Consider the following 23,185-nt stretch of genomic DNA (forward strand, 5'->3'; position numbering starts at 1 on the left):
GCGTGTGGAGGGCGCGGGACCACGCAGGCCCACCTCCGCACCACCCCACGGAAAGCAGGAGACACACTCATGGCCGACTACATCGTCAACGACGAGAAGACCGCCTCCGCCGCGCTCCAGACCATGAACGAGTACGACATCGCGGTCGCCCAGCTCAACAAGATCAAGGCGGACCTGGACGCCCTCACGGCCGACGGCTACAACACGCCCTCCGCCCAGCGCGACTTCAAGCCGTTCGTCGAGGAGTACACGGCCAACTACGGCAAGGTCACCGAGGGCCTCACGGGCATCTCCCAGTACATCAAGAAGTACGGCGAGGGCATGACCCAGTTCGACTCCGACATGGGCGCCAGCCTCCGGGGCTGACCCCGCACCGGCACCGGCCGGGGCGGGCCCGGCCCCCCCCCCGGGCCGGCCCGCCCGGGCCCCCCCCCCCCCCCCCCCCCCGCCCCCCCCCCCCCCCCCCGCCCCGGGGGGGGCCGGGGGGGGGGCGCCCCCCCCCCCCGCCGCCGGGGGGGGGGGGGCGGGCGCCCCCCCCCGCCCCCCCCCCCCCCGCCCCACCCCCACCCCAGCCCCGGCGACCACCGCGCCCAAGGAGCACAGACGATGCGCCTGACCGTCACCGCCTTCGACCCGGAACAGGGCCGGACCGCGGACATCATGATCGAGACCGACCCCGGGTCCCCGGCGGGCGAACTCGCCGAGCACCTCCACCGGCGACTGCGCGGCGGCACCCCGGAGAAACGGCCCGTCCTCTACCGGGGAGCCACCCCGCTCCCCGCCGACCGGCCCGTGGCCGCCGCCGACCTCCGCTCCGGCAGCCTGCTGTCCCTGGGCGCCCCCGCACCCGAGTCGGGCCCCGAACCCGACGGCGTGGCCGAACTGCGGGCCGTCGGCGGAACCGACGCCGGAAGGGTCTTCCGGCTGCCGCCCGGCGACTACGAGATCGGCTCGGCCACGACCTGCCGGATCCGGCTGGAGGCCGAAGGACTCGCCGGGACCGCGGCCCGGCTGAAAGTCCTCGCGGACGGCACCGCGACCGTGCGGGCGGCGGAGCAGGACCACGTCGCCCGCGACGGCACCGACGTGCGCGACTGGACCGACTGGCCCCTCGGCGACGTCCTCACCGTCGGCCCCGTCCTCCTCGAACTCGCCGGACCCTCCCGCCCCGACGCCGCGCTCCAGCCCTCCGACGACGGCGTCGGCCTCGACTACAACCGGCCGCCCCGGCTCCTCCCGCCGCCGGTCGCCAACCGCTTCCAGCTCCCCGTCCCGCCCGGGAAGCCCGCCCGCAACAAGCTCCAGCTCACCCTGATCTTCGCTCCGCTGCTGATGGCCGCCGTCTCCGTCGTCCTCTTCAACAACCCCAGGTTCCTGGTCTTCGGTCTGCTCTCGCCGGTGATCGCGCTCGTCTCCCAGCTCTCCAACAAGCGCCGGGGCAAGGAGAACCACCAGGAACAGCTCAAGGAGTACGAGGAGCGCAAGGCCGCCCTGGAGAACGACGTCACCGAGGCGGTCCTCGCGGAACAGCGCGCCCGCCGCCTCGCCGCCCCCGATCCGGCGGCCGCCCTGCTGATCGCCGCCGGACCGCGCCAGCGCCTCTGGGAGCGCCGCTGGCGCGACGACGACTTCCTGCTGATGCGCCTGGGCGCCGCGGACCGGCCCGCCTTCGTGGAGCTCCAGGACCCCTCCGAACCGGAGCACCGCCGCAGGATCGACCGCACCACCCACGCGGTGCCCGTCACCGTCCCGCTGCGCGCGTACGGGGTCATGGGCCTCGCCGGCGGCACCGCCGCCGAACCGCTGGCCCGCTGGCTCGTCGCCCAGGCCGCCGTCCTGCACAGCCCCTCCGACCTGCGGATCTGCGTGCTTTCCGGCACCTCGGGCGCGGACCGCTGGTCCTGGGTCCACTGGCTGCCGCACTGCGCCCCGCTCGGCGAGGACACCGTCACCCTGGTCGGGGCGAACGCCGAGTCCGTGGGCCGGCGCATCGCCGAACTCACCGCCGTGGTCGCCGCCCGCCGACAGGCCGGGGACCGGGCGCCCCGCGGCGGCGCCGCCGGCGAACCCGACATCCTCGTCGTCCTCGACGGAGCCCGCAGACTGCGCTCCCTGCCCGGCGTCATCCAGCTCCTGCGCGAAGGCCCCGCCGTGGGCGTGTACGCGCTCTGCGTCGACGACGAGGCCCGGCTGCTGCCCGAGGAGTGCCGCGCCGTGGCCGTGGCCGGGCCGGAACGGCTGCGGGTCGAGCAGGACACCGCCGACCCCGTCGACGGGGTCCGCGCGGACGCGCCGAGCCGCGCCTGGTGCGTGGGCGTCGCCCGGGCACTCGCGCCGATCCGGGACGTCGGCGACGAGACCCAGGAGAACCTGCTGCCCGCCTCCGCACGGCTGCTCGACGTACTCGGCCTCGAACCGCCCACCCCCGACGCCGTCGCCGCGCGCTGGGTGATCTCCGGGCGCTCCACCCGCGCCGTCCTCGGCGAGGGCGTCGACGGCCCGTTCGCCGTCGACCTCTCCGCCGACGGTCCGCACGCCCTCATCGCGGGCACCACCGGCTCGGGCAAGTCCGAACTGCTCCAGTCCCTCGTGGCGAGCCTCGCCGTCGCCAACCGGCCGGACGAGCTGAACTTCGTCCTCATCGACTACAAGGGCGGCAGCGCCTTCGCCGAGTGCGAGGACCTGCCGCACACCGTCGGCATGGTCACCGACCTGGACACCCACCTCGTCGAGCGCGCGCTCGTCTCGCTCGGCGCCGAACTGAAACGGCGCGAGCACCTCCTCGCCGAGGCCGCCGCCAAGGACATCGACGACTACACCGACAAGCGCACCCGCCACCCCGAACTCGCCACCATGCCCCGGCTCGTCCTCGTCATCGACGAGTTCGCCTCCATGGTCAGAGAGCTCCCGGACTTCGTCTCCGGCCTCGTCAACATCGCCCAGCGGGGCCGCTCGCTCGGCATCCACCTGGTCCTCGCCACCCAGCGCCCCTCCGGCGCGGTCACCGCCGACATCCGCGCCAACACCAACCTGCGGATCGCGCTGCGCACCACCGACACCAGCGAGAGCCGCGACATCATCGACGCCCCCGACTCCGGACAGCTCTCGCCCCGCACCCCCGGCCGCGCCCACGCCCGGCTCGGCCACGCGGCGCTGCTGCCCTTCCAGACCGGCCGGATCGGCGGCCGCCGCCCCGACGAGACGACGACGGAGGACGACCGCCCGGCCCCGGTGCTCACCGAACTCCACTGGGAGGACCTCGGCGACCCGGCACCCCGGCCGCAGGCCCGGGAGGACGCCTTCCAGCCGGTCACCGACCTCTCGGTGCTCGTCGAAGCGGTACGGGGCGCGACCGGACGGCTCGACATACCGCCCGCCCGCCGCCCCTGGCTCCCCCCGCTCCCCACCACCCTCACCCTCACCGACCTGCCCGCGCCCCCCGAGCCGGCGGAGGGGCTGCTGGCCCCCGTGGCGTACGGCATCGTGGACGTGCCCACCGAGCAGGCGCGCCGCCCCCTCACCCTCGACCTCGACCGGGCGGGCCACCTGTACGTCATCGGCTCGCCCCGCAGCGGCCGCTCCCAGACCCTGCGCACCCTGGCCGCCGCCCTCGCCGGGACGCACGGCAGCGCCGACGTGCACCTGTACGGCCTCGACTGCGGGAACGGCGCGCTCCAGGCCCTCACCCCGCTGCCGCACTGCGGCGCCGTGGTGGACCGGACCCAGATCGAGCGGGTCGTGCGCCTCCTGAACCGGCTGGGCGCGGAGATCGGCCGGCGCCGCGAGCTCCTCGGCCGGCAGGGCGTCGCCGACCTCACCGAGCTGCGCCGCACCCTGCCCGCGGCGGAACGGCCCCCGCACATCGTGCTGCTCGTGGACCGCTTCGAGGCGTTCGAGCGCGACTTCTCCGCCTACGACCAGGGCTCCGTGATGGACGCGATGACGCTCCTGCTGCGCGAGGGGGCCGGCGCGGGCATCCACGTGGTGGCGACCGGCGACCGGATCCTCGGCCAGAACCGCTTCTCCTCCCACACCGAGGACAAGCTCGTGCTGCGGCTGAACGAGCGCTCCGACTACTCCATGGTCGGCCTCAACTCCCGTACCGTCCCCGAGGACCTGCCCGCCGGACGCGGCGTCCTCCCCAGGGACGGCAACAGCGTCCAGACCGCGCTGATCCCCGGCGACGACACCGGCGGCGCCGGACAGGCCCGGGCGCTCGGCACGCTCGCGGGGCGCCTGCGGGAACGGGACGCCGACGTGCTCGCGGCACGCGGGCCGTTCCGTGTGGACGTGCTCCCCGACGAGCTGGACTTCGCGGACGCCCTCGCGCGGCGGCCCCGCGGCACCTCCCCGCTGTGGGCGATGGTCGGCGTCGGCGGCGACGAACTGAGCGCCCTCGGCACGGACCTGTCCCAGGTGCCGTCCTTCGTCGTCGCCGGGCCGCCCCGGTCGGGGCGGAGCACGGTCCTGCTCACCATGGCGAAGTCGCTGACCTCGCTCGGCACGCAGGTCGTGGTGATCGCGCCGCGCACCTCCCCGTTGCGCCGACTGGCCGGGCGGCCCGGCGTCGTCCGGGTCTTCACGGACGTGGACGTCGCGGTCGCCGACTTCCGCACCGCGCTCGGCGAGGTGGACAGCCCGGCGGGGGCCATCCTCGTCGACGACGCCGAGATGATGATCAACTCCGAGCTGGACCACGACTTCGTCGCGCTCGCCCGCGGCAGCGCGGGGGACGGCTGGGGCCTGATCGTGGCGGGCAACAACGAGGCGCTGCTCGGCGGCATCGGCGGCTGGCAGGCCGTCGTGCGCCGCAACCGGTGCGGCGCCCTCCTCGCGCCGCGCGGGATCGGCGACGGCGAGCTGGTCGGTGCCCGGCTGCCGCGCGGACTGCTCGGCCAGGACAGCGAGCCCGGCCGGGCCCATCTCCAGCTCGGCGACGGCCGGTTCACCACCGTCCGCGTCCCCGCGACGACGGCCGACTGACCACGGCCGCACGCCGAAGGGCCCGGCCGACCCTCTCAGGGTCGGCCGGGCCCTTCGGCGTGGGACGGCGCCGGTCAGGCCGCCGGGCCCGTCGCCCCCGGCTCCCCGTCGCCGAAGGAGAACGTCGACGTGATGGCGTCGAAGAGGTCGTACAGGGGCTCGGCGAGCGGGATGTTCGGACTGAAGCAGGTGATGACCAGGACGCGCTTGCCGCCGGGCACCGGCACGAAGGTGTGCGTCACCACCAGCTTCGACGAGACGCCCTCGGCGACCTCGGTCTCCTCGATGCCGCTCATCCGGCCGACCGGCCCGACCGAGGGAAGCGTCAGCGTCGTCAGGGTCCGCGAGGTGCCCTCGCGGCGGCGGCCCCCGGTGGCCGAGAACTCCTTGGCGAGGCCCTTCGCGGAGAAGTCCGCGCCGGCCGGCGGGGTCAGGCTGAAGACCATCAGCCCGGCCATCAGCAGGCCGTCCTCGTACATGGTCGTGGTGCCCGCCGCGTAGACGGCCCCGCGCCTGCGGGCGCCGTCCATGATCCGCCGCGCGCTCCGGAACGCCCCGTTGACGGCGTCCCGGGTCTCCTTCAGCGGGGCGTGCCGCAGCATCTCCGCGCGGCGCTCGGCGAGCGTGTCGCCGTGGAGGTCGTACTCCGTCCAGTTCTCCGGGATGCCGATCCCGAAGCTGTGCGAAACCGTGGTCATGGGACCGTTCTCCTCAAACTCGTCGTGTCAGGTTCCGCCGGCGGGTCACCGGCCGGGGCGGCTGCCGCCGCCGTCGCCCTTCAGGGAGTCGCCCATCTGGCGGTCGAAGTCGTCGAACGCCTTCACGATGGCGTCGCAGGCGTCCGTCAGGTCCTTGGTGTTCCGCTTGACCTGCACGCGCCCGTCCTTCCACTCGTCGTCGAAGGTGCCGCCGGAGCGCGCCAGCGGCGGTCCGACGTCCTCGACGGTGAACCCCGACGGCTTGGTGTCGATGAGCTGCACCACCCGCCGCAGCAGTCCGCCGAGGCGTTCGACCTCGTCTCCCGGCATGTCGATCTCGGCCAAGGCTCCCCCTGGGGGCGTGAAGTGGTGGGTGTCGCCCGGGCCGTGGCCGGGGCCGACGCGGATCGGTGTCTCACGGGGCGGTGCGGACGAGCTTGCCGTCGGGCGAGACGGCGAACCACTCGCCGTCCAGGCCCTGGCCGTTGACCTCCCCGGCGGTCGCGTCGCCGACGTAGTAGTACAGCGGCCAGTCCCCGTACGTGACGTGCACGGCGCCGCCCGCCCGCCGCTCCCCGCGCAACAGGCCCGCCTCGACGCCCCGGCCCGCCGAGGCGGGGGCGGAGCCGGTCAGCGCGGGCCAGACGGCGATGCACTCGGCGCCGCAACTGCCCGAGGTGTCCTTGTCCTTGGTGAAGGCGTACAGGGTGCGGCCCCGGCCATCGACCAGGATCGTGCCGAGGCCGGAGTCCGCCACGGTCACGGTCGCCCCGGGGACGGCCTTCCCCGCCGCCCGCCGGCCCCCGTCCCCGCTCGGGCCCTCGCCGCTCCCCCCGCCGCAGGCGGCGAGCGCCAGCGCCAGCGGTACGGCGAGCAGTGCCTTGGGTGCGCGCATGGTGATGTCCTCTCTCGTACGTACGGAATCCGAGGGGTGGTGTTCCCCGCGGCCCACACGTCCCGGAAGCCGCCCGGGTTCAGCGCGTCCGGGAACCGTGCCCCCACGGGGCCGAAGCCGAAAGCCGAAGGGGACGGGATTGAACCCGCCGGGCCGCGCGTACGTGGTCGACGCGAAGGGACCCACTCCTGGAAGGACGACAGACATGCGCAGGCTCACCGCGGTGGTCGTGGCCGTGACCGTAGGCGCCGGCCTCGCCGGCACGGCCCCGGCGACGGCCGCCGACGGACCCGGGCCCGCCCCGGCCGCCCTCTCGATGATGGCCCGTCTCACCGGCGACCAGCTGGTGCCGGGCAAGGACGGGGCGGCCGCGGGCGACCGGGACGGCAAGGCCATCGCGCTCCTCAAGGTCAAGGGCGACCGCGTCACCTTCGCCCTCTCCTGGAACGGCGTCGACCGGCCGGTGCGGGCCCACCTCCACCGGGGCGCCGTCGGCTCGGACGGCGCCGTCGTGGCCGACCTGTTCGCCACGCCGATGCCCACCTCGGTGTACTCCGCCGCCGGACAGACCACGCTGACCTCCCCGGCGCTCGCCGAACGCCTCCGCAGCGACCCCGACGGCTTCTACATCGACCTGCACACCGACGCCCTCCCCGGCGGAGCCGTACGCGGCCAGCTCCGGCCGTTCGCGAAGCCGGTGAACCCGCTCGGCATCATCAACGGCGGCGGACTGCGCGCCCTCGCCGACGGCGGCCAGGAGGTCCCGGCGGGCGACCCGAAGAAGGCGGGCGACCCCGACGGGCACGGCACCGCCTTCCTGCACCCGCGGACGGACCGCGTCGACTACTCCCTGGCCTGGGTCAACACCGGACCTCCCCGGTCCGGGAACATCCACGAAGGAGCCCTGGGCGAGAACGGGGACGTACGGCTGCCGCTGTTCCTCACTCCCGTACCGGAGAACATCTTCGCCATCTCCGGCAGCGTCGCCACCCCGGACGCCCCGATGACCGCCCGCCTCAAGGAAGACCCGACCGGCTTCTACGCCAACCTGACCACCAGGGAGTTCCCCGACGGCGCCGTCCGTGGGCAACTGTTCCGCTGACACGTGTCCTGGGAGCCATGAGGAGGGTTCCGGCCCCGGCCGACGGGGCAGCCTTGCCCACCCACGCCACGGGTGGAACCCTGCTCCCGTGCCGATCACTCTTTCCCCGCCCCGCTCCCGCCTGTTCTGGATCGCCCTGCCGCTGGTGCTCGGCCTCACCCTGCTCCTGGGCATCGCGGCGCTCAGCGCCGACGGCGCCGCGCACGCGACCGACGCACCCGCCGACGACCAGTACGTGGACATCGCGACGGTCACGCCGGTCCGCCCGCCCGTCCGGGGACCCGGCGGCGGCACCGGCACCTACACCGTCGACTGCGGGCGCAACGAGCGGGGTCACCGCAACGCCGACAACTTCGTCATCTCCCCGGGCCTCGTGAACGGCGCGCACCACACGCACGACTACGTCGGCAATCTGTCCACCAACGCCCTCTCCACCGACCGGAGTCTGGACGCCGCCGCCACCACCTGCGCGGGCGGCGACCGCTCCACGTACTACTGGCCCGTACTGCGCCGCCTCGACCGCGCCGGCACCGACGCCCACACGGCCGGCGGCGGCGCGCACGGCAACAGCGGCGAGATCCTCACGGCGTCCTCGGTGCGCGTGGAGTTCCGGGGCAACGCGGCCGGCGCCGTCGTCGCCATGCCCCGCTTCCTGCGGCTGGTGACGGGCGACCCGGTCGCCGCCACCGTCCCCAGCGCCGACGTACGGGCCCAGTGGGGCTGCTCCGGCTACCCGGAACGCTTCACCACCAAGTACGCGCGCTGCCCGCAGGGCAGCGGCCCCACCCGCACCCTGGACTTCCCCAGCTGCTGGAACGGCCTCACCACCGACAGCCCCGGCCACCGCGCCCACGTCCGGTTCCCCGCGGCCGACGGCAGCTGCCCCCCGGCCACGTTCCCCGTGCCGCAGCTGCGGATCACCCTCGCGTACGAGCTCCCCAACGGCACGCCGTTCGCCGTGGACTCCTTCCCCGAACAGCTCCGCAACCCCGTCACCGACCACGCCATGTTCGTGAACCTGATGACCCGGGACCGCATGACGGAGCTCGTGCGCTGCGTCAACGAGGGCCGCCGGTGCGGGGCCGCCTGACGGATCCGGACGACTTCCGGCATCCCTTGAACCGATGCGCCCTTGCGTCCGTGTCCCCCGTGTCGGTCCAGGAGCGGACGGAGAGAATGGATGGCGGCATTGCGGCTGCGCAGTCGGCAGAAACAGGACACCGGTGACGAGGCACTGATCCGGTCCCTCTACGAGGAACACGGCAGAGCCCTCCTCGCGTACGCGCAACGCCTCACCGGCGACCGCGCCGCGGCGGAGGACGTGGTCCAGGAGACCCTGATCCGGGCCTGGAAACATCCGGAGGCCCTCGTCAACGGCAAGGGCTCGGTGCGCGGCTGGCTGCTCACCGTGGCCCGCAACATCATCACGGACCGGTACCGGGCCAAGGCCGCCCGCCCCACGGAGGTCGCCGAATCGGCGACCACCCAGGCCGTCGAGCAGGACCACGCCGAGGCCGTGGTGAACTCGATGGTCGTCGTGGAAGCGCTCGACCGGCTGTCCCCGGACCACCGGGACGTGCTCCTGGAGATCTACTTCCGGGGCAGGAGCGTCGCCGAGGCGGCGCAGGCCCTCGGGATACCGCCCGGGACGGTCAAGTCCCGGTCACACTATGCGTTGAAAGCGCTGAGAGACATGTACGCGGACCGGCCGAAGCCTGTGAGGCCCGTGGAATGGAAGGGAGTGGCGGTATGAGCATCAGGGAACACGACAGCGCGCTGCTCGGCGCCTACGTCCTCGGCGCCCTCGACGAGGAGGAGGTGCGGGCCGTCGACGCGCACGCGGCGTCGTGCCGGAGGTGCCGCGACGAACTGGACGAGCTGCGGGAGCTGGAGTCCGCGCTCGGCGAGGTCCCCCCGGAGGCGTTCCTCGACGGCCCCCCGGAGGGCGGCGACCTGCTGCTCCAGCGCACCCTGCGCCAGGTGCGCGGCGAACGGGCCGCGCAGGTGCTCAGGCGGCGGGCGTTCCTGGCGGTGGCCGCGACCGTGGCCTCCGCGGCCCTGCTCGGCGGGGGCGTTCTGATCGGCCAGCACACCGGCGACCGTCCCGCCCGGGCCGTCCCCCCGGCGCCCTCCACCACCGCGACGCCGCCGACGGCCCCCCCGGTGAGCGTCAGGTTCTTCGAGGGCCGCAGCGCGCGGACCGGCGGCGAGATGCGTCTCCGGGTGACGCCCGCCGCCGACTGGATCCGCCTCAACGCCTCGGTCACGGGCGTTCCGGCGGGCGAACGCTGCCGCCTGGTGGTCGTCGCGAAGAACGGCGACCGCGAGATCGCCGGCAGCTGGCTCGTCGCCGACCAGGAGAAGGGCGCGAACCTCGACGGCTCGGCGGCGGTCGCCCTGGACGACGTCGCCAAGGTCGTCATCGAGAACGACCAGGGCAAGGAGTACGTGACCGTCAAGGTCTGACCGGCCCGGGGAGGCGTGGCCCGGGGAGGCGTGGCCCGGACCGGTGCCGCGCCTCCTCCCGTCGCCCGGACCGGGGCGTCCGCTCACCGTCGCCGCGGCGCCCAGCGCAACCGCTCCCGCGCCTTGGCCTGGTTCCAGAGTCCGCCGCGGTCGGTGCCGGTGATGTGGAAGACGTCGAAGCCGTCGCGGTGGTCGAGGGCGGCCAGGACGGCGCGTCCCAGATCGCCCGCCGCGAGCCCGTGGACCGGGGTCCCGTCCAGGGCGTGCGTCTTGGGCGGGACCCCGGGCAACGACCAGGCGGGCCATGCCTCCTCGGTGGTCGGCCAGGCCAGCCGCAGCACCGTCACCGACATGTCCCACTGGGCGGTGGCCGCGTGGCAGACCTGCTCGGCGAGACGTTTCGTCAGACCGTACAGATCGGTGGCGTCCGGCGGCACGGTCTCGTCGAGCGCACGCCCGGTGAGGTCGCCGTAGACCGACAGGCTGGAGAGATGAACCGCGTGGCGGACACCGGCCCGGTGGGCGGCGGCCAGGGTCAGATGCAGGGAGGTGACGTGGGAGTCGAAGGCCCGCGCGGCGGCGTCGAGCGGGTCACCGGTCGGATCGCTGAGCGCGGCGTGCAGGACGACGTCGACGCCGTCGACGGCGGCGGCGAGCGCCACCGGGTCGCTCGCGGACCCGACGAGGTGGCTGTGAGCACCACTGCCGGGACGCGGGTCCAGCACGGTGACGTCATGCCGCGCCATCAGCGCCGGCAGCATCAGCCCGACGACGTAGCCGCTTCCGCCGATCACCAGAACGCGCATGGGGGGACGCTAGCAGGCGGTCACCCGGGACCGGGCGATCGCCCAAGCCCTGCTTGGCACGGTGAGCCGGCCTCGGCACGGTGAGCCGGCGGAGGACATGCGCGGATCCGATCCGGCCGTCCGCCCGCGCGATGTCGGCGATGACGGGGCAGCCGGGCGGAGGCGGCCGGGATCAGGCGCGGTCCGAGCGCAGTGCCTCCAGGTGGTCCCGGGCGGCTTCGGCGGCCCGGGCGAACCAGTCCGCGATCACCGCGGTCTCCTCGGGCGTGTACCCGGCGAACACCGCCGCGAGGCGCTCGTAGAAGGGCTGGTAGAGCGCGACGAGCCGGGCCGCCGCCTCCGGTACGGCGACCACCCGGACGCGACGCCGGTCGGAGGGGTCCGGGACGCGCTCGGCGTACCCGGCCTTCTCCAGCCGGTTGAGGACCCCGGTGACGGCGCCGGTGGTGAGGTTCGCCCGCTCGGCCAGGTCCCCGGCCGACAGGGCGTGCTCGCCCGCTCCCAGGACGTGCCCGAGGCAGGTGAGGTCGGTGACGTTCAGCCCGAGCGACTGTGCCACCTCCTGCTGACCGACGATCCCGAGGGCCACGAACGCGTCCATGCGCTGGATCGCCTCGGCGGCCGTGGCCACCGGGCGGGACTTGCCCTGCACGCAAAGACTCCTTAGCATCTAAGTTACTTAGCTTGCGAGATAAGATATCTCGCAACGAGCGGTCTGCCGCTCCCGGGCACCACGCGCGATGGCGCCGCGCCCGGAGCACCATCCTGCCTGGCCGCCCACGCGAACGGGAGCAACATCATGAGTGCACACGGTCACGTCGATCTCGGCCACACGGTGGCGGGCTGGACCGGTACCGCCGTCGGCACCCTCGCCGCCGCCGTCGCCGGTTCCTCGCTCTGCCTGGCCTGGACCCCCGGCCTCTGGCTCGGCGGCGCCCTCGCCGTCGTGGCCGCCCTGGTGACCTGGGGCCTGCACCTCGCCGGCTGGGGCAAGCCCACCGGCCCCCGCCCCGAGGCCGAATGGTCCTGGCGGGTCCGCGACACCGCGGCCCGCGCCGGCCACCCGCGGTGTATGGGCTGCCGCGTGGCGGGCCGTCACGGGCCCGCCTCGGCATCGGCCTCGGCCTCGATCCCGCTCGCGGGATCCGGAGCGGGTACGAAGGAGCGGGCCGCCTCCCTCACCGGCTGATCCCCAGCAAGCCGAACAGCCAGGCCCACCCGCTCCCGAACGGATCCCGCCCCCGAAAGACCTCTCCCGCAAGGCCCTGCCGCCGACCACTGAAAACCACACGACGCGCAGCACACGATCAGCCGTCAGGCACCGTCATTCGGGGCCGTGTCGCGTGTCGACGGCGTACAGGCCGCGGTCGAAGCAGCCGAAGTACAGCAGGTCGCCGATGCGGGCGGGCGACGAGTCCACCGGGCGGGGGGCGACGAAGCGCCAGCGTTCGGCGCCGGTGTGCAGGTCGAGGGCGAGGACGGTGGGACCTCCGGTGCCGGTGAGGACCGTGTTGCGGTGGATGAGCGGCGAGGTCTGGATGCCGTCCGAGCGGTCGGCGTCGTGCGGGGTGTTCACCGTCCACAGGGGGCGTCCGGTGGCCACGTCGACGGCGCACACCTCGTACGCCGTGGTGCAGGCCACGAGCACTCCCCCGGCGACTGCCGGGCGGCTGGTCCCCGAAAGGTCGCCGCTGCCGGAGCTGGCGGCGCGCACCCGGACGCTGCCGTCGGCGAGGGCGAGGCCGAAGATGTCGCCGTTCCGGCTGACCGTCCAGACCAGGTCGCCGGAGCCGACCGGCGCCGCGTCGGAGAGCCCTTCGACGTACGCCTGCCACCGGGGTCGTCCGGTCGCGGCGTCCTTGCACATCACGAGCGGCCCCGTCGAATAGAGCAGGGTGCCCCGGTGCAGCGTCGCGCCGTCGGCGAACGCGGCGGCGTGCCTCGCGTCCCACCGGACGCGCCCGGTGGTGAGGTCGAGCGCGCTGAGCTCGTTCACGGTCTCCCCGTCACGTTCGTGGACGAACGCGAAGGCGCGGGTCCCGTCGCAGACGACGTCGGCCGTCCCGAGTCCCGGCACGATCCACAGGCGGGTGCCCAGACGGGCGTCCAGGGCCAGCAGGTCCTCGTCCATCGAGACGACGATCCGGCCCATCCCGTGGTCGAAGCGCCGCCCGGGCGGCCGGGTGCCCTGGCGGTCCCACAGGCCCTCGCCGGTCGACGCGTCCACCGCGTACAGACGGTGACTCCCGTCGATGGCGAAGACCGTGCCGGTGTCCGGGTCCGCCACGACGGGCTCCCACAGTCCGTCACCCGCCGCGAACCGCCACTTCGGCCGGTCCGGCGCGAACGCCGCCCACAGGGCACCGCCGCCCCCTGCCGCCACCGCCGCCGCGCCCCCCGCGATGAGCAGCCGCCGCCGGGCCGGGTGCCGCCGGGTCGTCGGCCGGGCGCCGGGCGCGTCCACCGGTTCGGCCGTCGCCGTCGCCGCCGCCGTTGGCCGGCGCCGCGTCGGCAGGACCGGCTCGGCGGTCGCCGCGTACTCGGCGCGCCACAGCACCTCGGCGAGCAGGGGTACGGGCAGCCAGGCACCGTACGAAGGGGCCCAGGGCGCGAGTCTGCGGGCGGCCCACGCCGCGCTGGGCCGCCGGTCCGGCTCGTCGCGCAGACAGCCCGCGATCAGCGGGCGCAGACCGCTCGGCACGCCGTGCAGACGTGGCCCGGAACCCGGCTGGTGGTGGCGCCCGGTGGCCGCCCACAGCAGCACGGCGCCGAGCGCGTACACGTCGGCGACCGGGCCCGGGCGCGGGCGCGGGTCGGATCCGGTGAGGGTCTCCGGGGCGCGGAACGCGGTCGGCTCGGTCTCCGGCATCCCGAGCGACCGCAGCACCGACCGCACGGACCCGCCGAAGTCCGGCAGTACCGGCCCGCCCGCGGTGAGCAGCACCGCCGAGGGGGTCAGGGCGAGGTGCGTCCGGTCCGCCGCGTGCGCCGCCGCGAGTGCCGACAGGAGACCGGAGGCGAGGGCCCGCAACGCGGGTTCGGCGAGCGGCCCCGCCGCCGCGACGGTCTCGGCCAGCCCGATCCCGGGGCGGTGGGCGTAGGCGAGCCAGGGCGGGTCCTCGTCCGCTCCCCCGCCCTCCCGTTCCGCGATCCCCGGGTGTCCGGCCGCGTCCGGACCGCCGAGGAGGGACCGCAACCGGGCGCGGACCCCTTCGGCACCCGCGTACTCGGGGCGCACGGCCTTCACGGTCAGGGCCCGGCCGTGAACGGAACGGGCGAGGAGCACCCGGCACGGCCCCTGGTCGGCGAGGACCGCGACCGTTCGGAACGGGCCCACCAGGAGGGGGTCTCCGGGCCCGGGCGGGCGGGGCCGGGAGGCGGCGAACGCCGAGTCGGCCTTGGACGGGGCGGCGGCCCCCGCCCCGCCGTCCGCCGTCGCGCCGTCCGGAGTCCTGAGGTTCGGGGTCCTGGGGCCCGGGGTCCCGTCGTCCACGGTCACGGCTTCGGTTCGGTCAGGTCCGTCGCGTACCAGAAGTCGTTCACCGCTTCCTCATAGCCGCGCTGGTTGTTGTGGAGCGTGATCGTCGCGTAGCAGGAACAGAGCCGGTGGGTCCAGACCAGCTTGCCGTCGTGGCCGTCGTAGGTGGTGATCAGATAGCTGTAGCCCTCCTCCGTGCCCTGGTGCGAGATCTGCCGGGCGTTCGCGGGCGTCGCCTCCTTCAGGGCGGTGGCCGCCGCCGCGGGGCTGTCGGTGACGTGGAAGTCGACCTGGTAGGCGACACCGAGCCGGGTCTTCGTACAACTCAGCTCGCTGCAGGAGCCGTAGCCCTCGTCGGCGTTGGAGGTCCAGTACGTGGCCATGGCGCGCAGCGGGGGGTCGGTGAAGTCCCGGTCGGGAAGTCCGAGCCGTCCCTCGACGGCGAGCCAGCCGGCCAGCGGCAGGACGACGAGCGCGAACGCCTGTACGGTGAGCCGCCGCAGCCAGCCCGGAGTGGGCAGCACGGCGCGCGGGTCGCCCGTGGGCCCCCGGCGGCCGAGCACCGGTAGGTGCGGCAGCAGCCAGTGCCCGGCGGCGGCACCGAGCGCCAGGCCCGCCGCGGCGGTGGTCCAGACGAAGAACACGCTCTCGAACAGCGCCGATTCCTTGAGTGCCGCGTACACCACGGCTTCGTCCAGCCGCCAGCTGTCGTTGGTGTAGAGCCCCCGGGTGTACGCGAGGTACGCGCCCGGCCAGGCGGTGGCGATCGCGGCGAGCAGCAGGGGAGCGGTGCGACGGGCGTCGCGCGGTTCGTGCGGCGGGAGTCGCAGCGCCGTCGCGGCGAAGAGCACGGCGAGCGGGAGGACGGGGCCCGTGTTCGCGCCGTAGAACCCGTGGCCCGCCCACATCCCGTACGCGGCGAGGAGGACGAGCCCGGCTCCGGGCAGCCACCACCAGGCGCCCAGCAGTCGGGCGTACAGCATGAGGACGAGCACGGTCCCGGCGGTGACGAGGGCGACGAGCGGGGCCTCTTTGAGGGTGGCGGGCCCCAGCGGGCTGGCCGAGGCGAACCGTTCGTAGTCGCTGGCGATGTCCGCGGCCTCGGCGAGGCGCCACTGGGCCCGTTAGGCGAGGTCGTCGGTGATCGCGGACGTGCCGGTCGCGCCGACGAGCGCGCCGATCGTCAGCAGCAGGAACAGCACCCAGCGGGCGGCGCCCCGCAGCCACGGCGGCGCCGTGTCGCCGAGGGAGGCGGGGGGCGGGCCCGGCGCCGGGGGTGCCGGCAGCGGAGGGAGCCGGGCGATGGGCACGTGCGGCGAGGCGCCGGTGCTCGAGACCCGCTGGGTGGGCAGCGGCCCCGCCCCGTCGGCCGCCATGCGCCGCAGGGCGAACTCGAACAGGTCGGAGATACGGGTGTCCTCCGCGCCGCGCCGGTCCGGGCCCGAGCGCAGCCCGGCGACGAGGTAGCTGGTGAACCGGCTGAGGGACGTGGAGTTGACCGCGTCCGGGGTGGTCTCGCGCTCGCGGCAGGCGGTCATGATGCAACGGCCGCGGGCGACCGCCAGGTGCCGCGCGTCGGGTGCCCCCTTCGCCGCTCCTGAGTAGCAGCAGTCGAGGACGACCAGGGTGACGGCGGCGGCCGAGGTGCGCAGGATCCGGTCGAGCTGGGGGAATCCGATGGCGGTGTCCCGTTCGCGGGAGAGGACCGTGTCCCGTGCGCAGAGCCGCAGCGAGCCGGTGCCGAGGTCGCCGGGCAGGCCGTGTCCGCTGTAGTAGAGCAGCAGCAGGTCGTCCCGGCCGGCCGCGGTGCACATCTCCTGGAGGGCGTACAGGATCTCCTCGCCGTCGCGGTCGGGCAGCAGGGTCACGTCGTGCGGGTCGAACAGGCCGACGCCGGGATCGGTGAGCGCCTGTGCCAGGGCGGCGACGTCGTTGAACGGTCCGTGCAGGGGCGCCAGGGCCGGTTCGTGCGGGAAGTATCCGTTGCCGACCAGGAGGGCCCGGTAGCGCGCGATCACGGGCGTCTTCCGGTCGGATCGGGTGCCGGGTGCGGTGCCGGGTGCCCGATGGGCGGGTGGAGCGGGCGGAACCGGTGGAGCCGGCGGAGCGGGCGGAGCGGGCGGAACCCGCGGATGCCCGTCAGCGTGGCCACCGCCGCCGCCCCAGTTCGTCGAGGACCTGGTACAGACGGTCGAACTGGCCGTCGTCCAGTTGTTTGGCGTCGATCCGCAGCCGCTGTTCGGTGCCGTCGTCGCCCGGGTAGACGATCTCCACGCTCCGGGTGCGGTCGCGCCGCAGCCATGTCTTCCAGCAGTCGGCGGCGACCCGCAGGGCGGAGGCGGACGTCAGGGCCACGACGACGGTGTCGAGCAGTCCCTTGTGACCGGGCACGGCCGACGCGGGCGTGCGGCGCAGCGTGATGCCGTCCGTCGTACGGGAGTCGAGCGCGTCCAGCAGTTCGCGTTCCTGGTCGATCCAGTTCTCGTCGTGCTCGTCGAAGCGGGAGCTGCGCGGGACCAGGCCCAGATCGAGGGCCCACAGGGCGTCGTCCGACGGTGCGTGCGTCATCCACTCCCCCAAGTGCGATGCGTGGCAACGGAGTTACAGGCTAGCCACTCTCGCCGGATGCGGCGCCGGAATAGCGTTGAATTGCGGTCCGATGCGCCCGGAGGGACCCGACCCGACGGAGCGCTACGACGGGGCGGAGTGGTCGCGGTGAGCGGATCAGCTCGCGCCCCGCCCGGGCCCGGGCGGTGTGGTGGGGTGAGACGGCTGTGAGTCCTCCACAGAGGAGGAAGGCGCCTCCGAACCGATGGCGACGTCGTGACCGAGACGCGCATCGGGGCCGAGACGCGCATCAGGAAGCGTCGTCACACGCCATCATCGCTGTCGCGCAGGGAATGGACCATGCTTCGCAGCAGGCGGAGCGCGACCGACTGCTCGGCCTCGGTCAGGCCGGTCAGCATCCTGAGCTCGACAGAGCGGACGGCCGTGCTCGCCTTCTCAAGGCTCTCGCAGCCCCGAGGCGTGAGTCGCGCGGGAAGGACCTTCCCCACGGGTGCCTCCGCGGGTCTGGTCACGAAGCCGTCTCGCTCCAGGCTCCGGAGCAGCACATTCATCGACTGCCGCGTGACGAAGGCGCCCCGCGCGAGCTCGGAGTTCGACAAACCGGGCCGTTGCGCGAGCAGCTCGAGACACGAGTAGTGCGTGATCGTCATTCCGAGCGGCCGGAGCACCTCCTCCATGGCGGAGCGCAGGGCACTCGAAGCCTCCTTCAGCAGGTAACCCAGCGATCTGTCCAGGTCGATGCCGTCGATGCCGTCCCCGCTTTGAATCATGTCAGTATTCTGACACACTGGGTCGTGTCAGTAAGCTGACACACCACTAAGGAGTACCGCCATGTCCGTCACCGGCCCTGATTTCATCTCGCTCCAGGCGCGCGACCTCGACGCTTCGCGAGCGTTCTACGAGCAGTACCTCGGCCTCGTCCGGTCTCCGGCCGGACCTCCGCACGCAGTCGTCTTCGAGACGAAGCCGATCGCGTTCGCGCTCCGCGACCTCGTCCCCGGCACGGACCTGGGCTCCGTGCCCCAGCCCGGCATCGGTGTCGCGCTCTGGCTGCACGCCACCGACGTCCAGGCCATCCACGACGCTCTCGCCGCCGACGGCCACACCATCGTCTCCGCGCCGATCGACGGCCCCTTCGGTCGCACCTTCACGTTCGCCGACCCCGACGGCTACCAGGTGACGCTCCACGACCGCGTCTGAGCCGTCCATCCTGCGCTTCCTCGGCGGCCGAAGGGGTTCACGGATGGGCTCCGTGCTCATAGGTGCCACTGGAAAAGCCCTCAGTGAGCTGCTCGGCGATCTCGGCGTGCTCCACACACAGGTACTTCAACGGGCGCCAGCGGGGAAGGTGGTCGGGGTGGTCGGCGAACTGCTCGGCCGTGCGGCACAGCTCGTTCCACCAGGCCAAGAGGTCCTGGCGCAGCCGCTGGGTCAGCCCAGCCCGGTGGGCGCGGCCGGCGTGCACCTCGATGGACCACATGTTCGCCAGGTCGGAGAGGAACAGGGACTGCCAGTCCGTGGACTTCAGCAGCCGCTCCGCGGCCCAGGCGGCCTCGGTTCCCGGGGCTTGGCGGGCGACGAGTTCGGCGAGGCGCTCGTGCAGGAACTCCCGCAGCGGGTCGACGTCCTTGGTGTGGATGTCGTCGGAGAACTCGAGGACGGTCACGGGCTCGCGGTCGGTCATGTCGCGTGTTTCCCCTCCACTGGGACGCGCGGGCGACAGGTCGTCATGTCCCGTTCCGTCACGTCGACTACAGAGGCTATCCGGCGTGATCGCCCCCCGTCCTCAGATCACGAACAGTCTCGGCAGTCCCGCCCGCCGTGCGACGACACCTCATCCACACCCTGGCGGGACGCAGGCGCCGCCCACGTACAGGGGTGATGGAGCCCGTACCGCTGACGCCGCCGTATGCGCTTTCGTCCAATACGCGATCATGCCGTCGCCGCGATGCTGGGCCGAAGCACACACCGTGACCACGGCGTGCGCTTCGGGTCCCGGGCCCCTGATGTGCGCCGAGGGCCCGGTACTTCGAGCGATCCCGGAAGTGAGCGTCAACATGAGATCCCTGATCCGATGCGCGATCGTCACCGCGACGGCTGCCGTAGTCATGAGCACGGCGATCGGATCGGCGTCCGCCCAGGTGGGCGCGCCGTACATCGGCGACGGCTACAGCAACAACGTCCACGCCGTCTGGTGCGTACAGCACCTGGTCAACGACTACCGCCGTGCCGCCGGCAAGCCGGCGATCCCCGAGGACAACCTCTGGGGACCGCAGACGCGGAACGCCGTTGTCGATTTCCAGGCCAACACCGACAACACCGGCGCCATCGATGGTGTCGTCGGGCCGCTGACCGGCCGCGGCTTGCTGAACTACGACGGCACGGACATCTACGCAGGACACGGCTACTGCTTCGGTTTCCTGCCGACCCCGCCCGGGTTCTAAAGCCCGCTTGTCGAGCCCGCTTCTTCCCGCCTTCCACTTCCGCCTTTCGTGCCTTTCGCACCACATCCAAGGAATCGCCATGCAGATGACGTCCGCACTTCGTAAGGGCGCCGCAGCCCTCACCTCCGCCCTGCTGCTCTCCGCCGTCGCCTCGCAGACGGCTGAGGCCAGCCCCAGCGCCGCCAACATCCGTTATGGCCAGAGCGGTTACAGCGTGAGCTGCATCCAGAAGGGCCTGAACGCCTGGAACGCGGTCGCCAAGGCGCACACGCCCAGGCCCTCGCTGACCGTGGACGGAGTGTTCGGCAACGCCACCCTCGCGATGGTCAAGGACTACCAGGACTGGACGGGCATCGACGCCGACGGCGTCGTCGGTCGTGTCACCGGTGACCAGCTGTACGGCAACTGGGTCGCCCCGATCGACAGCGGCTGCTACGGATACGTCCCGACCTCCTGGTAAACAGCCCCCCTTACCGCCGAGCCCAGGCCGTCGCCGATCGCGCGGGGCACCGCACCTCGCTCTGCCCGGGAGGTCCGGACGGCCTGGCAACGCCTCGAGAGCACGACGGTGGCCGCCCGCACCACGGTGTTGGGGCGAGCGGCTTCGGCGTACGTTGATCCGGCCGAGGATGAGCCGTCACCGATCCGGTGACGGCTCGTCCTCGGCCTGTGCGGCGGGAAGACGACCGCGTTCGCCGAGCCTCGCCTCGTTCCAATGCGCTCGGGCGGCTCATGTGCCGGTGGGCGGCAGTCCGTTGGGGGCAGGGGTTGCTGCGGTTGAGCGGGCGTACTCGGTGGGAGTCTGGCCGAACTGCTTCTTGAAGGCCCGGGTGAAGTGGCTGCTGTCCGCGAACTGCCAGTGTGCGGCGAGTTCCGAGACGGACAGGCGGCCTGCCGGAGCGCTGAGGGCGAGTCTGGCCTCGTGCAGGCGGCGGTGGCGGATGTACGTGCTCACCTGCTCGCCCGACGCGGCGAAGGCCCGGTGCAGGGTGCGTACGGAGACGTTGAGTTCCCGCGCGAGCATCGCCGGGCCGAGTCCGGGATCGGCGAGTCGGCGGTCCGCGAGGTCTTTGGCCGCCCGGGCGAGGGCGGGGGCCAGCCGGGGTTCCGCGTCGTCGAAGCGGCCCTTGGCCACGGCCTTGGTCAATTCGATCAGGGTGGACTGGGCAGCGCTCACGCCGGCGGGGCCGAGTTCTCCGACGGTCATGTGGATCATGTCGGTCATGGCCGTGAGCAGACGCATCTCGGCCGAGGCGGCGGCCCCGGTGACCGCACGCCTCCCGAGCAGGGGTTTGAGCTCGTCGGAGGGCAGCACGACGAACTTCGCGGTGAGGTCGGCGCTTGTCTCGAAGGCCGTCAGATGCCCCAGGTGGCGTACGAGGAACTGCCCGGCCGACACGGTCTGGTCGCCGCGGCCGGGACCGCCGCCCAGAGTCCAGGTCCCGCACCGCACCACGTACAGGGCGACCAGGTCCTGATCGCCGCCCGGAACGTCCGCGGTGCGGGTGGCTGAGGCGGCGTGGAGGTCGGCGATCGCCGCGCCGTGCACCTTGGTCACGTTGCCCTTGACCCGGAAGTCACCGATGGTGTCCGGGGTGAAGGCCGGCAGCTGGAAGACGTCGTCGCCGATCTGCGTCTCCCAGCCGCGTCGGAACGCCTCGAGTCCCTGTGGTGCGGCGCCCGGGGTGGTCGAGTCCATGGTGAACACCCCACGGGCGCCGCCTCCTGCCGCTCCGTCCCCCTGCATGCCGCTTCGCTCCCTCGTATGCCCTGCTTCGACGTCCTGCGGTGGTACCGAAGGACGCCGTCGCGGCTCATGCGGCACTGAGGAGATCTTCCTACAAGCTACAAGTGGCCTGGATGGCAACGGTCGAGGGGGGCGAGGGGTCGAGAGTTGAGAGGTCGAGAGTTGAGAGGTCCAGCTGATACTTCCGAATCGGACGGAACGGAGGACGGGTTGGGGACGGCCTTGGGTGGGCGGCTTGTCCGGTCCGGCGACGAGAGTGGCGATCCCTGAGATTCCTGACGACCCTCCGGTCGCGCGGAACGCCAGGGATCGCGTTCGTGGTCCGTCCTGCCTGTCGGACTCGCGCAGGTGCCGGTGCTACCCGAGATCCGTCATCGGAACCCGATCGGAACCCGTCGCGGGCGGCGCCGGGCTCCGGCGATCCGCAGGCGGTGCCGGCACCGACGGCTCAACGGGCGACCGATATGGCGAACGGGGTGAATCCCGTGGCGCGGATGATGTGCGGGACGAACAGGATCGCCGCCTCCGTGGCGCGGGCGGTCCGGATCCCGCCCAGGTCCGTGATCCAGTCCTGCTGCCATCCGAGGTCGGTGAGCAGTTCGCGGACGGTCTGCTTGGCCTGGGGGTCCTCCCCGGAGAGGAACACCGTCGGCGGCTGGCCGAGCGTGGCCGGGGAGGTCATCACCGGGAAGAGCATGGTGTTGAGGGTCTTGACGACGTGGGTACCGGGAAGGGCCTCCTGGAGTTGCTCGGCCAGGCTGCTGCCGGGGTACACCAGGTCGGCGGGCAGGCCGTCCGGTCCGTCGACGGTGGCGTTGGAGACGTCGATGAGGAGCTTCCCGTACAGCTCCTCGCGCAAGGCGGTCAGCGTGTCCAGGGAGCCGGCGCCCGGCGTGGCGTTGACGACCACCCGGGCACCACGAGCGGCCGCGGCGGCGGCGCCCGGAGCCCTGTCCGCCACCGTCACCTCGTGTCCTGCCCGGGTGAGGGCCGTGGCCAGGTTGCCGCCGACGCGGCCGTTTCCGAGTACTGCGATCGTGGTCATGAGATTCTGATCTTTCGTTCTTCGTACGGGCGTGTGGTGGGTGCGGTCAGCGGGAGAGGGAGGCGACGGCTTCGGCGTGAATGCCGGGGGCGGCAGCCAGGAAGCTTTCGCTGTGCGGGGTCCAGGGGCGTCCCTGGGCGTCGGAGATCCGTCCGCCGGCCTCGGTGACCAGCAGTGCTCCGGGCAGCAGGTCCGCGCGGGCCCCGGCGAACTGCCAGAAGGCGTCGACCCGGCCGGCGGCGACGTTCGCCAGGTGGAGGGTCGCGGGCACGGAGGTGCGTACGACGAGGGCGTCGAGGAGCATGCCGGTGATCGAGGCGCCGATGCGTCGCACGACCTTCTCGTCCTCGTCCGGCCGGGCCTGGCTGGTGGCCACGATGCCCAGACCGAGGTCCGCCACCTTGGAGACATGGAGCGGCCGTCCGTCGAGATGGGCGCCCGCGCCCGCAAGCGCGGTGTAGGTCTCGCCGCTCAACGGCACGTGGACCACGGTCAGTACGGACTTGTTCTCCCGGACGAGAGTGGCGGTGACCGCCCAGTCGGGCAGGGCGTGGAGGTGGTTGACGTTGCCTTCGGCCGGATCCACGACCCACCACTCGCCGGGCGGCAGTGCCCCGCCGTCCAGCTCGTCCTCCACCCAGCCGGCCTTCGGACGCAGCTGCGTGAGGCGGGGCCGGAGGATGTCGAGGGCCGCGTCGTCGTTGACGGCCAGGGCCCGCATCAGATCGTCGCGATCCGTGTAGTGGATCACCTGCCCGAAACGCTCGAGCAGTGCCGCCCCTGCGGCACGCACGGCGGTCACGGTCTGTTCGAGCAGGTCGGCGTCGGAGAGGGCGGCGGCGCTCTCCAGGGTGTCGGACATGAGGCTCCCGTGTGTGCAAGGAAGGGTGAAGGGGATGTTTGAAATCTAAGGAATCGGGCCCCGTCGACACTTGGACGTCGACGACATCCGT

General features: G+C 73.2%; 24 protein-coding genes. 10 read left to right on the top strand and 14 right to left on the bottom strand.

Going from position 1 to position 23,185, the window contains the following annotated elements; translation table 11 throughout:
* The first annotated feature begins 69 nt into the window (after positions 1 to 69).
* Together ACIPXM_RS32350 and ACIPXM_RS32355 are read left to right on the top strand one after the other, a co-directional pair.
* The gene (locus tag ACIPXM_RS32350; RefSeq protein ID WP_401662903.1) at positions 70 to 366 is read left to right on the top strand and encodes a hypothetical protein; all 297 of its coding nucleotides are present in this window, start codon (positions 70 to 72) and stop codon (positions 364 to 366) included.
* Positions 367 to 606: 240 nt separating this feature from the next.
* The gene (locus ACIPXM_RS32355) at positions 607 to 4,983 is read left to right on the top strand and encodes an FtsK/SpoIIIE domain-containing protein (RefSeq protein WP_401662906.1); all 4,377 of its coding nucleotides are present in this window, start codon (positions 607 to 609) and stop codon (positions 4,981 to 4,983) included.
* 74 nt (positions 4,984 to 5,057) lie between these two features.
* Here the strand turns inward: ACIPXM_RS32355 and ACIPXM_RS32360 are convergent, their stop codons facing one another.
* The 3 genes from ACIPXM_RS32360 to ACIPXM_RS32370 all read right to left on the bottom strand — a co-directional run bounded on the left by ACIPXM_RS32360 (position 5,058) and on the right by ACIPXM_RS32370 (position 6,576).
* Complete coding sequence (locus ACIPXM_RS32360) at positions 5,058 to 5,681, bottom strand: hypothetical protein (RefSeq protein WP_401662908.1); 624 nt, start codon at positions 5,679 to 5,681, stop codon at positions 5,058 to 5,060.
* Between the two features lie 45 nt (positions 5,682 to 5,726).
* Complete coding sequence (locus ACIPXM_RS32365) at positions 5,727 to 6,026, bottom strand: hypothetical protein (protein WP_401662910.1); 300 nt, start codon at positions 6,024 to 6,026, stop codon at positions 5,727 to 5,729.
* A gap of 70 nt (positions 6,027 to 6,096) precedes the next feature.
* Positions 6,097 to 6,576, bottom strand: a complete 480-nt coding sequence (locus tag ACIPXM_RS32370; protein WP_401662912.1) for a hypothetical protein — start codon at positions 6,574 to 6,576, stop codon at positions 6,097 to 6,099.
* A 205-nt stretch (positions 6,577 to 6,781) separates the two neighbouring features.
* Here ACIPXM_RS32370 and ACIPXM_RS32375 point away from each other — a divergent pair, with 205 nt between their 5' ends.
* The 4 genes from ACIPXM_RS32375 to ACIPXM_RS32390 all read left to right on the top strand — a co-directional run bounded on the left by ACIPXM_RS32375 (position 6,782) and on the right by ACIPXM_RS32390 (position 10,144).
* A complete protein-coding gene (locus ACIPXM_RS32375) occupies positions 6,782 to 7,678 on the top strand; it encodes a CHRD domain-containing protein (RefSeq protein ID WP_401662913.1) in 897 nt (298 codons plus the stop codon).
* A gap of 88 nt (positions 7,679 to 7,766) precedes the next feature.
* On the top strand, positions 7,767 to 8,768 hold the full coding sequence (locus ACIPXM_RS32380; RefSeq protein WP_401662915.1) for a DUF1996 domain-containing protein: 1,002 nt from the start codon (positions 7,767 to 7,769) through the stop codon (positions 8,766 to 8,768).
* A 90-nt stretch (positions 8,769 to 8,858) separates the two neighbouring features.
* On the top strand, positions 8,859 to 9,431 hold the full coding sequence (locus ACIPXM_RS32385) for a sigma-70 family RNA polymerase sigma factor (RefSeq protein ID WP_401662917.1): 573 nt from the start codon (positions 8,859 to 8,861) through the stop codon (positions 9,429 to 9,431).
* Complete coding sequence (locus ACIPXM_RS32390) at positions 9,428 to 10,144, top strand: zf-HC2 domain-containing protein (protein ID WP_401662919.1); 717 nt, start codon at positions 9,428 to 9,430, stop codon at positions 10,142 to 10,144. The genes ACIPXM_RS32385 and ACIPXM_RS32390 overlap by 4 nt, the downstream gene beginning before the upstream one ends.
* A gap of 83 nt (positions 10,145 to 10,227) precedes the next feature.
* On the opposite strand, the gene ACIPXM_RS32395 is transcribed toward ACIPXM_RS32390, so the two are convergent.
* Together ACIPXM_RS32395 and ACIPXM_RS32400 are read right to left on the bottom strand one after the other, a co-directional pair.
* Positions 10,228 to 10,950, bottom strand: coding sequence for an NAD-dependent epimerase/dehydratase family protein (locus ACIPXM_RS32395; protein WP_401662921.1), 723 nt, complete (start codon positions 10,948 to 10,950; stop codon positions 10,228 to 10,230).
* A gap of 172 nt (positions 10,951 to 11,122) precedes the next feature.
* Positions 11,123 to 11,602 carry a MarR family transcriptional regulator gene (locus ACIPXM_RS32400; protein WP_401662923.1) on the bottom strand — a complete coding sequence of 160 codons (480 nt, stop codon included), beginning with the start codon at positions 11,600 to 11,602 and terminating at the stop codon, positions 11,123 to 11,125.
* A gap of 147 nt (positions 11,603 to 11,749) precedes the next feature.
* Here ACIPXM_RS32400 and ACIPXM_RS32405 point away from each other — a divergent pair, with 147 nt between their 5' ends.
* A complete protein-coding gene (locus tag ACIPXM_RS32405) occupies positions 11,750 to 12,139 on the top strand; it encodes an HGxxPAAW family protein (protein ID WP_401662925.1) in 390 nt (129 codons plus the stop codon).
* 135 nt (positions 12,140 to 12,274) lie between these two features.
* Here the strand turns inward: ACIPXM_RS32405 and ACIPXM_RS32410 are convergent, their stop codons facing one another.
* The 5 genes from ACIPXM_RS32410 to ACIPXM_RS32430 all read right to left on the bottom strand — a co-directional run bounded on the left by ACIPXM_RS32410 (position 12,275) and on the right by ACIPXM_RS32430 (position 17,766).
* Positions 12,275 to 14,443, bottom strand: a complete 2,169-nt coding sequence (locus ACIPXM_RS32410; RefSeq protein WP_401662927.1) for a PQQ-binding-like beta-propeller repeat protein — start codon at positions 14,441 to 14,443, stop codon at positions 12,275 to 12,277.
* 2 nt (positions 14,444 to 14,445) lie between these two features.
* The gene (locus ACIPXM_RS32415; protein WP_401662929.1) at positions 14,446 to 15,411 is read right to left on the bottom strand and encodes a hypothetical protein; all 966 of its coding nucleotides are present in this window, start codon (positions 15,409 to 15,411) and stop codon (positions 14,446 to 14,448) included.
* A 141-nt stretch (positions 15,412 to 15,552) separates the two neighbouring features.
* Positions 15,553 to 16,446 carry a caspase domain-containing protein gene (locus ACIPXM_RS32420; RefSeq protein WP_401662931.1) on the bottom strand — a complete coding sequence of 298 codons (894 nt, stop codon included), beginning with the start codon at positions 16,444 to 16,446 and terminating at the stop codon, positions 15,553 to 15,555.
* 121 nt (positions 16,447 to 16,567) lie between these two features.
* A complete protein-coding gene (locus ACIPXM_RS32425) occupies positions 16,568 to 16,996 on the bottom strand; it encodes a hypothetical protein (RefSeq protein WP_401662933.1) in 429 nt (142 codons plus the stop codon).
* A gap of 302 nt (positions 16,997 to 17,298) precedes the next feature.
* On the bottom strand, positions 17,299 to 17,766 hold the full coding sequence (locus ACIPXM_RS32430; RefSeq protein WP_401662935.1) for a MarR family winged helix-turn-helix transcriptional regulator: 468 nt from the start codon (positions 17,764 to 17,766) through the stop codon (positions 17,299 to 17,301).
* 61 nt (positions 17,767 to 17,827) lie between these two features.
* Between ACIPXM_RS32430 and ACIPXM_RS32435 the strand changes: the two genes are divergently transcribed.
* A complete protein-coding gene (locus tag ACIPXM_RS32435; RefSeq protein WP_401662937.1) occupies positions 17,828 to 18,196 on the top strand; it encodes a VOC family protein in 369 nt (122 codons plus the stop codon).
* A gap of 37 nt (positions 18,197 to 18,233) precedes the next feature.
* Here the strand turns inward: ACIPXM_RS32435 and ACIPXM_RS32440 are convergent, their stop codons facing one another.
* Entirely contained in the window at positions 18,234 to 18,680 is a 447-nt protein-coding gene (locus tag ACIPXM_RS32440; RefSeq protein ID WP_401662939.1) for a hypothetical protein, read from the bottom strand.
* 373 nt (positions 18,681 to 19,053) lie between these two features.
* On the opposite strand from ACIPXM_RS32440, the gene ACIPXM_RS32445 reads away from it, so the two are divergent.
* Positions 19,054 to 19,440 (top strand): peptidoglycan-binding protein, encoded by a 387-nt coding sequence (locus ACIPXM_RS32445; RefSeq protein WP_401662941.1) that lies wholly within the window; start codon positions 19,054 to 19,056, stop codon positions 19,438 to 19,440.
* Positions 19,441 to 19,525: 85 nt separating this feature from the next.
* Positions 19,526 to 19,900 (top strand): peptidoglycan-binding protein, encoded by a 375-nt coding sequence (locus ACIPXM_RS32450; protein ID WP_401662943.1) that lies wholly within the window; start codon positions 19,526 to 19,528, stop codon positions 19,898 to 19,900.
* Positions 19,901 to 20,170: 270 nt separating this feature from the next.
* On the opposite strand, the gene ACIPXM_RS32455 is transcribed toward ACIPXM_RS32450, so the two are convergent.
* From ACIPXM_RS32455 to ACIPXM_RS32465, 3 genes are all read right to left on the bottom strand, one after another.
* Positions 20,171 to 21,139 carry a helix-turn-helix domain-containing protein gene (locus tag ACIPXM_RS32455; protein ID WP_401662945.1) on the bottom strand — a complete coding sequence of 323 codons (969 nt, stop codon included), beginning with the start codon at positions 21,137 to 21,139 and terminating at the stop codon, positions 20,171 to 20,173.
* A gap of 496 nt (positions 21,140 to 21,635) precedes the next feature.
* Positions 21,636 to 22,232: an NADPH-dependent F420 reductase gene (locus ACIPXM_RS32460; protein ID WP_401662947.1), complete on the bottom strand. Its 597-nt coding sequence runs from the start codon at positions 22,230 to 22,232 to the stop codon at positions 21,636 to 21,638.
* Positions 22,233 to 22,278: 46 nt separating this feature from the next.
* Positions 22,279 to 23,094, bottom strand: a complete 816-nt coding sequence (locus tag ACIPXM_RS32465) for an inositol monophosphatase family protein (RefSeq protein ID WP_401662949.1) — start codon at positions 23,092 to 23,094, stop codon at positions 22,279 to 22,281.
* Positions 23,095 to 23,185: the final 91 nt, after the last annotated feature.

This window comes from Streptomyces sp. NPDC090025, from assembly GCF_044748125.1.
Classification (GTDB): Bacteria; Actinomycetota; Actinomycetes; order Streptomycetales; family Streptomycetaceae; genus Streptomyces.